The sequence below is a fragment of the Pseudoalteromonas sp. US3C1004 genome (assembly GCF_048401065.1).
GTDB lineage: Bacteria > Pseudomonadota > Gammaproteobacteria > Enterobacterales > Alteromonadaceae > Pseudoalteromonas > Pseudoalteromonas undina.
In genome coordinates this window covers 1,714,390-1,727,596 of the sequence record NZ_CP183073.1, presented here as the reverse complement: position 1 = coordinate 1,727,596, position 13,207 = coordinate 1,714,390, and the positions used below count along the sequence as shown (strand labels likewise).

Sequence of the window (13,207 nt, the reverse complement as noted above, 5' to 3'; positions counted from 1 at the left end):
TGAATAATTACTCTAATGGGGTTGAAATTTAAAAATTCGAGCGTACACTTGTGCGCTGAAGTTTGGGCTTACACGTGTATGCTCAAATATAAAACCCAGCAGAAACTAATGGGTAGTCGATTTAAATAGAGAATTTATAACCATGTTAACTCCGGTATTAGACCAATTTTCAAAATGGTTTTTACACCATCAAAGCTTTGCAGCTTATATTGAGCCAATAATGCAAAAGTTTAAACCTGCGTGGCGCGCTGACCTTTTTCGAGCCAAGGTTGTTGATGTCCAAGCGCTAAGCGGGCGATTTTTAAGTATTTCACTTAAACCAAGTAAAAAGTGGCCTATACATATTGCTGGTCAACACATTAGCTTAACGGTGGAAGCTAATGGACGTTTGCTTACTCGAGTGTTTACTTTGGCATGCAGCCCCGCACAATATAAGGCGACAGGTTTACTTCGTTTATTAGTAAAAACAGATCAGCAAGGTCATTTTACAAGCCAATTGCAAAATGCATTAGCGGTGCAGCCATGGTGTAATATTTCTCCACCAAGTGGCGACTTTGTATTTAAAAGCTGGCACAAACCCAGCACGTTTATTGCTGGTGGTTCGGGAATTACGCCTATGCTTGCTATGCTTGATCAGCAGCTAGGTAATACTGAGCATCAGATAAAATTAATTTACTTTGCTAAAGCAGGTGAGCATCAATGCACTAATGAGTTAAAAATGCTGACACAGCAATATAATCATTTTTCTTACGTACTGCTTACACGGGATCGAAGCCCATATTTAACTACTCATATAAATACGGACGATAATCCTGATATATATTGCTGTGGTCCTGCTGGCTTTATGCAAGAAGTTGCAGATTTTACTCGTCTACTTAATTTAACCTATTACCAAGAATCGTTTGCTCTATCCATGCCTAAATTGACTGACGACAATCATTTTTCAGTAATAATAAATAAAGACACGCATGTAGTGACTAGTAATGAGGTGCTATTAAACCAGTTTGAAGCAAAAAAACTCCCTGTGCAGCGTGGTTGCGGCATTGGTATTTGCCATCAATGCCAGTGCATTAAAAAGTCGGGAGTGGTGCGTAATTTAAAAACTAATCAATTATCAGATACTGGCGAGCAGTTAATTCAACTGTGTGTGAGTCAAGCCGTTAGCGATTTGGAGTTACAGCTATGATAACTATAAATTATCAACAGTTAGCCGATGATTTAGATGAAATTAAAATGTCGACATTAGCTACAGTTGGGCAAAAGGATGCAAACTATATTCGTTCTATTGTGCGTAAGCAGCGGTTTTGCGAAATAGGCGGACGGATTTTATTGATGCTTGGTTTTGTACAGCCATTATTGTGGGTAGCGGGTGTTTTATTACTTGGTTTGGCTAAAATTCTCGACAACATGGAAATTGGCCACAATGTAATGCATGGTCAATACGATTGGATGAACGACAAACAGCTTAACTCTAAAACTTACGAGTGGGATATAGCCTGCGACGGCCAAAGCTGGAACCGCGTTCATAACTTTGAACACCATACTTACACTAACATTATCGGAAAAGATCGTGACTTTGGTTATGGCTTATTAAGATTGAGCAATGATTTTAAATGGCGACTAAAAAATACATGGCAGTTTATTACTTATTTAAATCTTAGCGTGCTGTTTCAGTGGGGCGTGTCGTATCATGAGCTCGCAGGCGAGCGAGTCTTTATAGGTAAAAAGAAACCAAACCGTGAAGGTGCTGTGGCGCATAGCACCTTAAAAAAGCGCTTTTTTAGTAAAGGGGCGCGCCAACTAATTAAAGACTATGTGTTATTTCCAGTTTTGGCGGGGCCATTATTTTTGTGGGTATTAAGCGGTAATTTTTTGGCAAACTTAATTCGTAACCTATGGACCTCAACCATTATTTTTTGTGGCCATTTTACCGAGCAAACCCATACCTTTTATGAGCAAGACTGCAAAAACGAAAGCCAAGGGCAGTGGTATTATCGCCAAGCGCTGGGGTCGTCAAACATTAAAGGGGCACGTTGGTTTCATATTTTAACTGGGCATTTAAGCTTTCAAATAGAGCATCATTTATTTCCTGATATGCCATCGTCCCGTTATCAAGAAATTGCGCCTAAAGTGCAAGCCGCATTACAAAAGCAGGGCATTGCTTATAATACTGGCGGATTTTTTCACCAATACACCTCAGTATTAAAGCGTATATTGCGTTATTCTTTTAAATAGAGGCTAATAAAATAGCCGCCATCATAATGTACGCATTAATTAATCAGCTAACTATAAAATGTTAGCTGATTATTGCATTAAAAGGTTGGCAAGTGCTTTATTGATTAAATAATCATCAGTACATGCAAAAAATTCTTCTAATTAATTTAAAAACAGCTCGTTTTGCTATGGTTAAATAGTAGCTGGTTGTCATACAATGGAGAAAAATAGACCACACAAGAGAGAATAAAAATGGCAGCATTTGGTACTGTGTTTATGCCGCAGATGATTCAAGCTAAGTTTTCTGACAATCAGTGGGGCGAAAGCTCAATTGTTCCTTGCGATAAGCTTGAGTTGCATGCAGGTGCGCACGTTCTTCATTATTCAAGTACATGTTTTGAAGGGTTAAAAGCCTTTCGTCACGAAGATGGCTCGGTTAATATTTTTAGAATGGACGCTAATATTGCGCGCATGCAGCAAAGTTCTGAATTGTTGAGTTTACCTGCTGTTGATGGCGAGATGCTAAAAACAATGATCATCGATATTGTTCGTGAATACGCCGATGAAACGCCGCTTCCTCCTGGTTCTATGTATATTCGCCCAACCCACATTGGTACAGAAGCTGCCATTGGTAAAGCGGCGGCACCGTCAATGAGTTCGTTGCTTTACACGTTATTATCGCCAGTGGGTGATTATTTTTCAGGTGGCGCAACTGCGTTACGTGTTTTACTTGAAGAAGATGGTATGCGCTGTGCACCGCACATGGGTATGATCAAAAGCGGTGGTAACTATGCCAGCGCACTTGGCCCAATTTCAGCAGCACGCACTAAATATAAAGCCGACCAAATTTTATTTTGCCCAGGCGGCGATGTGCAAGAAACCGGTGCCGCAAACTTTATTTTAATTGATGGCAACGAAATAATTACTAAAGCACTCGACAGCACATTTTTACACGGTGTAACTCGTAATAGCATTTTAACCATAGCTAAAGATTTAGGTATGACGGTTAGCGAGCGCAACTTTACTGTCACTGAGCTTTTAGAGCGTGCAGCAAAACCAGGCACTGAGGCAGCACTTTCAGGCACTGCGGCAGTATTGACTCCAGTAGGTACGTTTATCCATAACGATAAAGAATACAAAGTAGGTAATGGTGAACCAGGGCCAACAACGGCACGCTTACGTCAAGCATTGAACGATATTCAATGGGGCAAAAGCGAAGATAAACACGGTTGGTTAACTAAAATCTAATCGGGTTCTAATCTATAAAAAAAGCCACACTATTTAGTGTGGCTTTTTGGTTTAAGTTACAGCTTAAAATTTCATTTCAATTTTGCCGTATACATAACGGCCATTAAAACCAAATGGTGAAAAGCCCGAGTACGAGAACAAGCGAGAGAAAGTGGTTACATCGCTCACCAGCTCACGAGTTGGATCTGGGTATACATCAAACACATTATTAACGCCTAAGCTCAGAGTAAGGTTATTATTAAGTGCATAGGCAACATCTAAATCGGTGATCCATTTAGGTTCTAACACTTCGTTACGCTCTGGGTTTTCAGATGGGTCTTGTGTTTCACCGTAGCGAGTGCTGCGAAGTGTGGTGCGCCATTCGTTAAGTGTCCATGTTGCGCTAAGGTTGTATTTATTGCGCGGCGTGCTCACTTCAAAACGACGTAGCTCGTTACCCGAGAACAAATTATCTTGCTCAACCCCAACATTTTGTAATTGTGCTGGTGGGTCAATAATATCGGTGACTTGGTTTTTACCGTAGTTGTAACCTAAGTTAAAAGCTACATCACCGTAGTTGTCGGTGATTAAATTATAAGAAGCGACGACGTCAACGCCACGGGTTTTGCTATCAATCGCGTTTAAGAAAAATCGACCTTGGTTAGCGCCGGTGCCCTCAAGTAAGCTTGCAACGCCTGCGCCTGATAGGTTATTTGATAACACAATACGTTCATCAATTAATATTTGGTAATAATCCACAGATAAGCTGAAATTAAAGTCGGTTGACCAGGTAAAACCTACCCCGTAGTTGGTGGCTTCTTCTGCATCTAAGCCCGGTGATCCCAATGCAACGGCTACATCACTGCTTGGGGCAAACGTGCCTGTTTGAGTTGGAATACCATCAACAAACACGGTCGCCACTGAAGTAAAATATTGCTGTTGTAACGAGGGCGCTCTAAAGCCGGTTGATACAGAGCCGCGTAATGCTAAATCTTCTGTTAGCGTATAACGGGTAGCAATTTTACCATTAAGCGTATCACCAAAGTCAGAGTAGTCTTCGTAACGCGCTGCGACGGCAACATTCCAGTTATCTGTAATAAAGGCTTCTAAATCAACGTAAAGGCTAACATTATGGCGGCTGTTATCACCCGCAGACTCAGGTGTGAACCCCGGGAATACTTGCGAACCTGCAGAGCCAAATGGGCCATTAACTGGGTCGGTTACTGCGCCACCAGGGCCAAAAGTGCCTTGTGCGTATGAGGCTTCTTCGCCTGCCTGAATTTCGTAGCCTTCACGACGATACTCAGCACCCACTGCGACGTTAATTCCGCTAGCTAAAAAGTCTGCATCAATCTCGCGGCTAAAATCAAGGTTAATAGTAAGCTGATCGTAGGTAAGTGTACCGGCATCAAAACTGGTTTGACTGCTAGGCCCATATGAGGTGTTTAAGCTATCAATAACACCAAAGTTAAAGGCATCTTGGCCGTATACAGCAGAAGCGTCGTAATTCCATTCATTAGCAAAACCTTTTACGCCTAATGCTAACGAAAAATCGTCAATATCTGAGGTGATCACCGGTAAAAAGCCATCAGGATAAATATCTGTTACGTTACGGCTGTCTTGTGCGCGACGATAAAAACCACCGCCTTCGCCTTCACGCTTGCTGTAAGAGCCAAACGAGTATAGCTCGGCATCGTTAGTTAACTGATAACCGGCATTGTAAAACAGCGCAAAGTCTTCAACAGTGCCGTTACCAAAGTTATGGTTGTAACGATCCCATGTGAATTCGCGTGGGTCGAGAGAGCCATCAGGTAAACGAGCGTAATTTTCGCGTTGGTCGTAATCAGAGCGGTTGGTTGAGCTGCGATCGCGATATTCACTAGAAATACTCAAAAAGCCGTTATCGCCTAATTCAAACCCCATATTACCTTGCAGAGTTAAGGTTTGGCCGTCGGTAAGCGAGCGGTCGCTGCCCTCAGTAAAAGCTAAGTCACCATTTGCGTCCTCAGAGACCGATTGTAACTGCGCTACACCGTCCATATCGGTAATATTTGCACCATATACGGCACCCAAACTACCGCCACTGCTATTGCTTTTAAGGACGATATTAATCACCCCGGCAATAGCGTCTGAGCCATATTGAGCTGCGGCGCCGTCGCGTAATACTTCAATGCGTTCAATCGCGTTTGCAGGAATAGCGTTTAAATCAACTGATGACGAGCCACGACCCGTTGAGCCGTTTAAATTTAGTAGCGCGTTACTGTGGCGACGTTTACCATTTACGAGTACCAAGGTGTGATCAGGGGCTAAGCCACGCAGTTGAGCTGGGCGTACGTGGTCGCTGCCATCGGTAATTGATGGTTGGGGGAAATTAAAACTTGGTAATAACGTACTTAATAATGCATTGGTTTCTGTTTGCCCTGAACTTTTTAAGGCATCATTACTGATAATATCAATAGGCACTGGGCTATCTTCAACTGTGCGGCCTAGTCGGCGAGAGCCAATAACACTAATTTGTTCAATGTTTTCTTGCGCCTGAGTCTCTTGCTCAGCGGCATTAACCGTCCATGAGCCAACAAGTGCAGCGGCGATACTTAAAGTGATGGTTTTTTTTGCTGTAAATAGCGGTGTAAGTTGCATAACTAATTTCCCTCATTCGATGCTCTACAGGTGGTTTCAATTTAATCTTTTTAAATTAATGAACTAATTGAAATTACTGTTGTCAAGGTAGACCATTTCTACAATCGAGGTCAATTGAATTACATTCAATCTACATTTTATTTACAGCGAGTAAGATGAGGTGTTTGTGATACCGAAGCGTAAGTAGCCATTTACCATTTAATTTTGCCAATCAGTATATCTTTAAACATGATCCAATCACCCCATAAACTGTATAACGGGTGCTTAAATGTGGCGGGGCGGTTTTTTTCAAAAAAGAAATGCCCAACCCATGCAAAGCCATAACCAATCACCGGTAATAACCATAACAATGCAAATTGTGAGCTAATAAGCGCATAGCCGGTCAAAAGCAACACTAAACTACTGCCAATAAAATGCAGCCTGCGACAAGTTTTATTACGATGCTCTTTTAGATAGTAAGGGTAAAAGCGTTTAAAGCTGGTAAAAGATTCAGTTTCTGTCATTACTCAACCTGTTAGTGTTTAAAAGTTATTCATTTATTTAAGCGCAATTTAGCGCAGGTTAACAGCGATAAATGACGTTTACCGCAAGTTGATAGACAAACAAACAGAAAGTTAATAACTTAGGCTGACTATAAAAAAATAATGGTAAAGCAATGCTTAAAAAAACACTGACCTGTGCGGTTGTAATCGCACTTGCGGGTTGTTCACAACCTGCAGAAAACACTACTCAAAATGAAGTAAAAACAGCTATGAAAGCAGTTAACTCACTAGATTACCCTGAAACTAAAAAAGGCACTGTGGTTGACACTTACTTTGGTGAAACCGTGGCTGATCCGTATCGCTGGTTAGAAGATGATATGAGTGATGAAACGGCTCAATGGGTTAAAACTCAAAACAAGCTTACCTTTTCGTATTTAGAGCAAGTGCCTTACAGAGACACACTCAAACAGCGCCTTGAAAAACTCATGAACTACGAAAAAATCAGCGCCCCGTTTACTGAAGGTGATTACACTTATTTTTATAAAAATAATGGCCTGCAAAACCAGTACGTTTTATACCGCAGCAAAGACGGCGGTGAAGCTGAAGTGTTCTTAGATCCTAATACTTTTAGTGAAGATGGCACCACTTCAATGTCGGGTTTATCATTTTCAGAAGATGGTTCATTGTTAGCGTACCAAATTTCAGAAGGTGGTAGTGATTGGCGTAAAATCATTGTTATAGACACCGAAACCAAAGAGCAGGTAGAACAAGCACTAGTTGATGTTAAATTTAGTGGCGTTAGCTGGCTAGCAAATGACGGTTTTTACTATTCAAGCTACGATAAGCCAGAGGGCAGTGAGCTTTCTGCAAAAACTGATCAACATAAAGTGTATTACCATAAGTTAGGTCAAGATCAAGGCGAAGATACTTTAGTATTTGGCGATACAGCAGAACAAAAGCACCGCTATGTGGGCGCTAAAGCAACCAAAGATGGTCGTTTCTTGTTTATTAGTGCCAGCGTATCAACCTCTGGTAATAAGTTATTTATTAAAGATTTAACCAAGCCAGATAGCGAATTTGTGACTGTAGTGGGTAATACCGACTCTGATACCAGCGTAATTGACAACGAAGGCAGCAAGCTATTTTTGGTTACTAACTTAAATGCACCAAATAAAAAAGTAGTGACGGTTGATGCAAACAATCCACAGCCTGAAAACTGGCAAGATTTTATCCCAGAAACTGAAAACGTACTTAATGTAACCCTTGGCGGTAATACGTTTTTTGCCAACTACATGGTTGATGCTATTTCTAAAGTGAAACAGTACAACAAACAAGGCGAATTGATCCGCGAAATTAGTTTACCAGGCGTCGGTACGGCGAGTGGCTTTGGCGGTAAACAAGAGCAAACTACGCTTTATTATTCATTTACTAACTACAAAACGCCAGGTACAACTTACAGCTTTGACGTGCAAAGCGGTGAGTCAAAAGTATACCGTAAGTCAGGGATAGATTTTAATAGCGATAACTATACCTCTGAGCAAGTATTTTATACCTCTAAAGATGGCACTAAAGTACCGATGATTATCACTTATAAAAGTGATATTAAATTAGATGGCAGCAACCCAACTATTTTATATGGCTATGGTGGCTTTAATATAAGCTTAACACCTCGCTTTAGCTCTACAACAGCAGCTTGGCTTGAGCAAGGCGGCGTATACGCAGTTGCTAATATTCGTGGTGGTGGAGAATACGGTAAAGAGTGGCATAAAGCAGGTACACAATTGCAAAAGCAAAACGTATTTGACGACTTTATTGCTGCAGCTGAATACTTACAAGATAAAAAATACACCTCTAAAAAACGCTTAGCACTGCGTGGTGGTTCAAACGGTGGGTTATTAGTGGGTGCTGTAATGACCCAGCGACCTGACTTGTTTCAAGTTGCGTTACCTGCGGTAGGCGTATTGGATATGCTTCGTTATCATACATTTACAGCTGGCGCTGGTTGGGCATACGATTACGGAACTAGCGACCAAAGTAAAGAAATGTTTGATTACTTAAAAGGCTACTCGCCAATTCATAATGTAAAAGCAGGGGTTGAATATCCGGCGACTATGATCACTACAGGCGATCATGATGACCGCGTTGTACCGTCGCATTCATTTAAATTTGCAGCTGAGCTTCAAGCGAATCAAGCGGGTACAAATCCTACACTTATTCGTATTGAAACCAATGCAGGCCATGGTGCCGGTACACCAACCAGTAAAATTATTGACCTTTATGCCGATATGTACGGTTTTACGCTTTACAACATGGGCATTAAATCACTGTAGTGTGATTTTATAAACTAACGAAAAGCCGAGTTACGTAAGTGACTCGGCTTTTTTATGTTGACTAACCTGAGTTCAGATTAGCTAACTTATTGTATGGGGGAGAACAACCGTTGATAGGTTTTATAAGCGTATTCGTCGCTCATACCGCTTAAATAGTCACAAATAATACGCATACCTTGATTGTGTTTTTCAGCTTCAAGGTACAGTGCCTGCGTGGTTTCGGGTAATAAGCGCAGCGGATCGCTGGCAAACGCAGTAAATAATTCTATGAGTAGGTTTTGCCCTTTAAATTCTATTTGCTGCATTTGTGGGTCGCGTATTAAACGCTGAAATATAAAGTGTTTGAGGATCTGTAGCACATTTTCGTATTGCTGATCTAATTTTGCGGTGTGCTTTAAAATAGGGCACTCAAATTCATCGTTTTGGGTATCTAAATGAATATGAATAATAAAGGTATTCACCAGTTCGCCTATGGCGTCTTTTCGCTCATGTTCATACTTTGAAAATAACCGCTTGGAGAGTGACTCCAGCAAAGTGTTTAACCAGTCATAGTCAAGTGCTTGTAAATGAGGTAATGCATGGGTTAGCCAATCGTCTAAACTGAGCACATCGGTAGCTATGGCATCTTCAAGGTCGTGAACGGCATAAGCAATGTCATCAGCCAGTTCCATAATGGCACTGTCGAGTGATTTATAAAGGGTTTTAGCGCGATAAGCATCTGCGTGTTCTTGGCTAGATAATAACGCTTTATCACTTGCGCTAAGAGGCTCAATAATCCAATTAAATATCGCGGCATCGTCATTGTAAATACCTTTGGCTGGTCGCCAGTCATCGGCTTTTATAAACGCACGCTGTTTATTTTCTTGTGGGATGTTATGCCAAAGGTTATCAATAAAAGCTGGGTACTTAATAAATCCTAACAAGGTGCGTCTAGTTAAGTTCATGCCGTAGCCGTTACTATAGGGCTCTAGCTTTGCCACAATGCGCAGTGTTTGTGCGTTACCCTCAAAACCACCATGATCACGCATCATATAGTTAAGTGCAATTTCGCCACCATGCCCAAACGGTGGATGGCCTATATCGTGTGCTAAACATAAGGTTTCGAGCAATCCAGTAGATGGAAAATGTTCAAAGCTTGGATGTTGGACCTTTAAATGGCGTAATATGCCGGTGCCTATTTGCGAGACTTCTAATGAATGGGTAAGGCGTGTACGGTAAAAGTCGTTTAAGCCAATACCCATTATTTGGGTTTTAGCTTGAAGGCGCCTAAATGCAGCAGCATGAATGATTCGTGAGCGGTCGATTTGCCAAGGAGAGCGGTTATCGTTAGGGCGGTGCTTATATTGTTCAATTATTCTATTTTGCCACTGTTTATCCATGTCTCAACCTATCAATTCGTCTTCGGTTTTAGCACTTAGTATATTATAAATTGTAAGCAATAGGTGTATGAATTTTATTCGGTTGTTCAGTATTCGCGTTTATAAAGTGGCTTAGGTATAATGATGTTTCGTATGTATGTGACTACACCATACATAACTTAGAGTTAAATTGAGATAATACATGTTAAAAACTATTTTTCAGTTGTTGTTAGCCGCCATTGTTATTTGGGCGTTGACCCTTCCGTTTATTGATGCTGATGAACTAGTATCAGACGAGCAAACCAGCTCTAACGACATTAAAAAAGAGAAGAAAAAAGAAAAACCATTGCACAACGTTAAGTTGCCAAAGTTCTCAGAATTCACTGATGTGAAAGAGAAAAAACATGCGTTTTTTAACTTTATTAAGCCTCATGTAGAAGCCGAAAACAAAAAGATTTTACAGCAACGTGCAAACCTTGAAATTGCACGCATGATGATAGAGCACAGTGAACCGCTTAGTAAAAAACAAGCGGGCGACATAAAAAAAATACTTAAGTCGTACGGATTACCTGAAACGTTAGATACCATCACCTTAAGCCAAGCACTGCGCCGAGTAGACATCATTCCTAAAGAGATGGCCTTAATGCAGGCAGCCAATGAGTCTGCATGGGGCACTTCACGTTTTGCACGAATCGGCTTAAACTTTTTTGGCCAATGGTGCTACAAAAAAGGCTGTGGCATGGTACCAAGAAGACGTAATAGTGAAGCCGAGCATGAAGTGGCTGCATTCAAATCGGTACGTGCAGCAGTAAGCTCTTATTTTAAAAATATTAATACCCACAATGCTTACAAAGAGCTACGTACTATCCGCGAAGACTTACGCGCACAACAAAAACCAATTTTAGCGACTAAATTAACGTATGGTTTAATGTCTTACTCTGAACGTGGTGAAGCGTACATTGAAGAGCTTAATACCATGATTAATCAAAACCGAGCGTACTTTAATGAATAAGCCGTTATTAAAATTAGTTACAGCCAGCTTTTTAGCAGTAGCAGCTAGTAGTGCCGTTGCTAAAGAATTTGTGATGTCGTATGACGGTTTTTACGACCGTTTAAAAGTGGTAAACAAAGGGGACTTTCAGTACGCCCGCGTAAACTTTTATATTAGCGATATTGGTACTAACGAAGTTTGTAGTATTAAAAACGGTACTATTTTAACTGAAAAAAATGAGTACCCGCTTAATTATACCGACAAAGCGCAATTGCTATTACCGTTCGATAAACAGCTAGATACCGACAAAGCGGTGATTGTAGTTCAGCCAAAAAACCCGGTTCACGACTGTCAGTTAAAGCTACAAATAGAAGCTAAGGAACTAGATGGACTGGCGTTATCAAAGCAATCGTTATTGGTTATTAATAATGAGCTTGAAGAGCTATTAACAGACCTATCTGGCTTTTTTGTTAGCAAACTAATGTGGTTTTTATTACCTGAACAAAAAGGCGTGGTTGTTACCTTTAAAACTCCTAAGCAATTTGATGATGAGCGCATAACATGCGAAAAGTCAGTGTGTTATTTTGAAGTAACCGATAGCTGGGAAGAAAATACAACCGTATTAGCTGATATTAACGAGGTTGTTAAAGTAACGCCTTGGATAAGTAAGTAATTATATAATTTGTAAACGTATCAAGCGGCATCAACTATGATGCCGTTTTTTTATGGCTAAATTAAATGATGGCAGTGGGAGCTTTGGTTAATAAGCTTTTTTCATCATGGGTGACCACTTTATTTCGGCCTGTTTCTTTGGCAAGATAAAGGCGTTTGTCGGCTTGTAACAACAGTGCTTGCATATTTAGCTCGCGCACTAACATGCTACTTATTCCAGCACTTACAGACAGTGCAATGCTATTACCATTAAAATAAAACGGGTATTCATTAATACTACTGCAAAGCTTTTGAGCTAACAGCCTAGCTTGCGCTAAGTTCTGTTGATTAAGAAAAATAGCAAACTCTTCTCCACCAATCCGAGCAGTAACTCCAAGCTCAAAAAACAATTCGTTAATATGTTGTGCAATCCACTTTATCGCTTCATCCCCGGTTTCATGACCGTATTGGTCGTTCACTTGTTTAAATAGGTCTATATCGAGCATGATCAACGATACTCTGCTGTTCAGAGGCGCGGTTTTAGTTATTTTTTTACATAAACGGAAAAATCCACGCCTGTTTAAAAGTTGCGTTAACGGGTCGTGATTCGCTAGATTGATCAGTCTAGACTCAGCATTTGCAAACTTAATAAACGGTAAAATTAGCGCAGTAGCGGTAGTTAAAAATAAATGCGTTACCAATAACAGCTGTAATCCAAAAGCTAAGCTTGCTTGACTGATTTGGCTTGAGTAGAGCAAAACAAGGAGTACAACTTGCAACAGCATCACCACACTGTGGATTGTAAAACAGGCAACGAGTAAGCGTTGTTGGACTACTGCAACACTTGGAGTTTTAATCATTAAATACGCAGCGTAACTAAATAATACAGCAGTAATAATGCTGGTAATAATTTGCCCTGCATCTATAAGGTACACTGCAAGTAAAAGCGTACAGCACATGGCACAAGCATAGTATAAAGGTGTTAATTTTATCGCGGGTGCTTGGCTTTGTGGTATTAACCCTAAAATAACGAGTAATGGACTTAAAATAATAAAAACGTAAGCAAAAAAGTGGGTTAATAATGGAAACTCAATAAAATCTCTTAAACCAATTAGTGCTATTGCGGTAATAAACGAGCAACAGGCGGTAGCAAAAAATAAATAGCAAGGTTGTTTTTTGTATCTATAAACAGAAAAAAAGAACACAGCAATAAACAAGTTAAGAATAAAACAGAGGCTAATTAATGTAGGTAAATGAAGCATGTTTAAGGGGCTCTTTTAGCTAATTGAAGGCGTTTATACAGCTATAAGTATT

The 13,207-nt window shown here is 40.5% G+C and carries 10 protein-coding genes; 6 read left to right on the top strand and 4 right to left on the bottom strand.

Annotation, left to right across the window (positions count from 1 at the left end; genetic code table 11):
• Positions 1–142 precede the first annotated feature (142 nt).
• The 3 genes from ACNSN3_RS08035 to ACNSN3_RS08025 all read left to right on the top strand — a co-directional run bounded on the left by ACNSN3_RS08035 (position 143) and on the right by ACNSN3_RS08025 (position 3,462).
• Entirely contained in the window at positions 143–1,186 is a 1,044-nt protein-coding gene (locus ACNSN3_RS08035; protein ID WP_075169119.1) for a flavin reductase family protein, read from the top strand.
• The gene (locus ACNSN3_RS08030; RefSeq protein WP_418606948.1) at positions 1,183–2,235 is read left to right on the top strand and encodes a fatty acid desaturase family protein; all 1,053 of its coding nucleotides are present in this window, start codon (positions 1,183–1,185) and stop codon (positions 2,233–2,235) included. The genes ACNSN3_RS08035 and ACNSN3_RS08030 overlap by 4 nt, the downstream gene beginning before the upstream one ends.
• 225 nt (positions 2,236–2,460) lie before the next feature.
• The gene (locus ACNSN3_RS08025; protein WP_304644689.1) at positions 2,461–3,462 is read left to right on the top strand and encodes a branched-chain amino acid aminotransferase; all 1,002 of its coding nucleotides are present in this window, start codon (positions 2,461–2,463) and stop codon (positions 3,460–3,462) included.
• Between the two features lie 63 nt (positions 3,463–3,525).
• On the opposite strand, the gene ACNSN3_RS08020 is transcribed toward ACNSN3_RS08025, so the two are convergent.
• Together ACNSN3_RS08020 and ACNSN3_RS08015 are read right to left on the bottom strand one after the other, a co-directional pair.
• On the bottom strand, positions 3,526–6,081 hold the full coding sequence (locus tag ACNSN3_RS08020) for a TonB-dependent receptor plug domain-containing protein (protein ID WP_418606947.1): 2,556 nt from the start codon (positions 6,079–6,081) through the stop codon (positions 3,526–3,528).
• Positions 6,082–6,272: 191 nt separating this feature from the next.
• Positions 6,273–6,584, bottom strand: coding sequence for an Mpo1-like protein (locus ACNSN3_RS08015; protein WP_418606945.1), 312 nt, complete (start codon positions 6,582–6,584; stop codon positions 6,273–6,275).
• 152 nt (positions 6,585–6,736) lie between these two features.
• Between ACNSN3_RS08015 and ACNSN3_RS08010 the strand changes: the two genes are divergently transcribed.
• The gene (locus ACNSN3_RS08010) at positions 6,737–8,893 is read left to right on the top strand and encodes a prolyl oligopeptidase family serine peptidase (protein ID WP_418606943.1); all 2,157 of its coding nucleotides are present in this window, start codon (positions 6,737–6,739) and stop codon (positions 8,891–8,893) included.
• An 86-nt stretch (positions 8,894–8,979) separates the two neighbouring features.
• On the opposite strand, the gene ACNSN3_RS08005 is transcribed toward ACNSN3_RS08010, so the two are convergent.
• Positions 8,980–10,272, bottom strand: coding sequence for an anti-phage deoxyguanosine triphosphatase (locus tag ACNSN3_RS08005; RefSeq protein WP_418606941.1), 1,293 nt, complete (start codon positions 10,270–10,272; stop codon positions 8,980–8,982).
• Positions 10,273–10,453: 181 nt separating this feature from the next.
• Between ACNSN3_RS08005 and ACNSN3_RS08000 the strand changes: the two genes are divergently transcribed.
• On the top strand, positions 10,454–11,263 hold the full coding sequence (locus ACNSN3_RS08000; protein WP_010390263.1) for a glucosaminidase domain-containing protein: 810 nt from the start codon (positions 10,454–10,456) through the stop codon (positions 11,261–11,263).
• Positions 11,256–11,915: a DUF2987 domain-containing protein gene (locus tag ACNSN3_RS07995; protein WP_010390261.1), complete on the top strand. Its 660-nt coding sequence runs from the start codon at positions 11,256–11,258 to the stop codon at positions 11,913–11,915. The genes ACNSN3_RS08000 and ACNSN3_RS07995 overlap by 8 nt, the downstream gene beginning before the upstream one ends.
• A 61-nt stretch (positions 11,916–11,976) precedes the next feature.
• Here ACNSN3_RS07995 and ACNSN3_RS07990 read toward each other — a convergent pair whose 3' ends face one another.
• Complete coding sequence (locus ACNSN3_RS07990; RefSeq protein WP_010390260.1) at positions 11,977–13,155, bottom strand: GGDEF domain-containing protein; 1,179 nt, start codon at positions 13,153–13,155, stop codon at positions 11,977–11,979.
• Between the last annotated feature and the right edge of the window lie 52 nt (positions 13,156–13,207).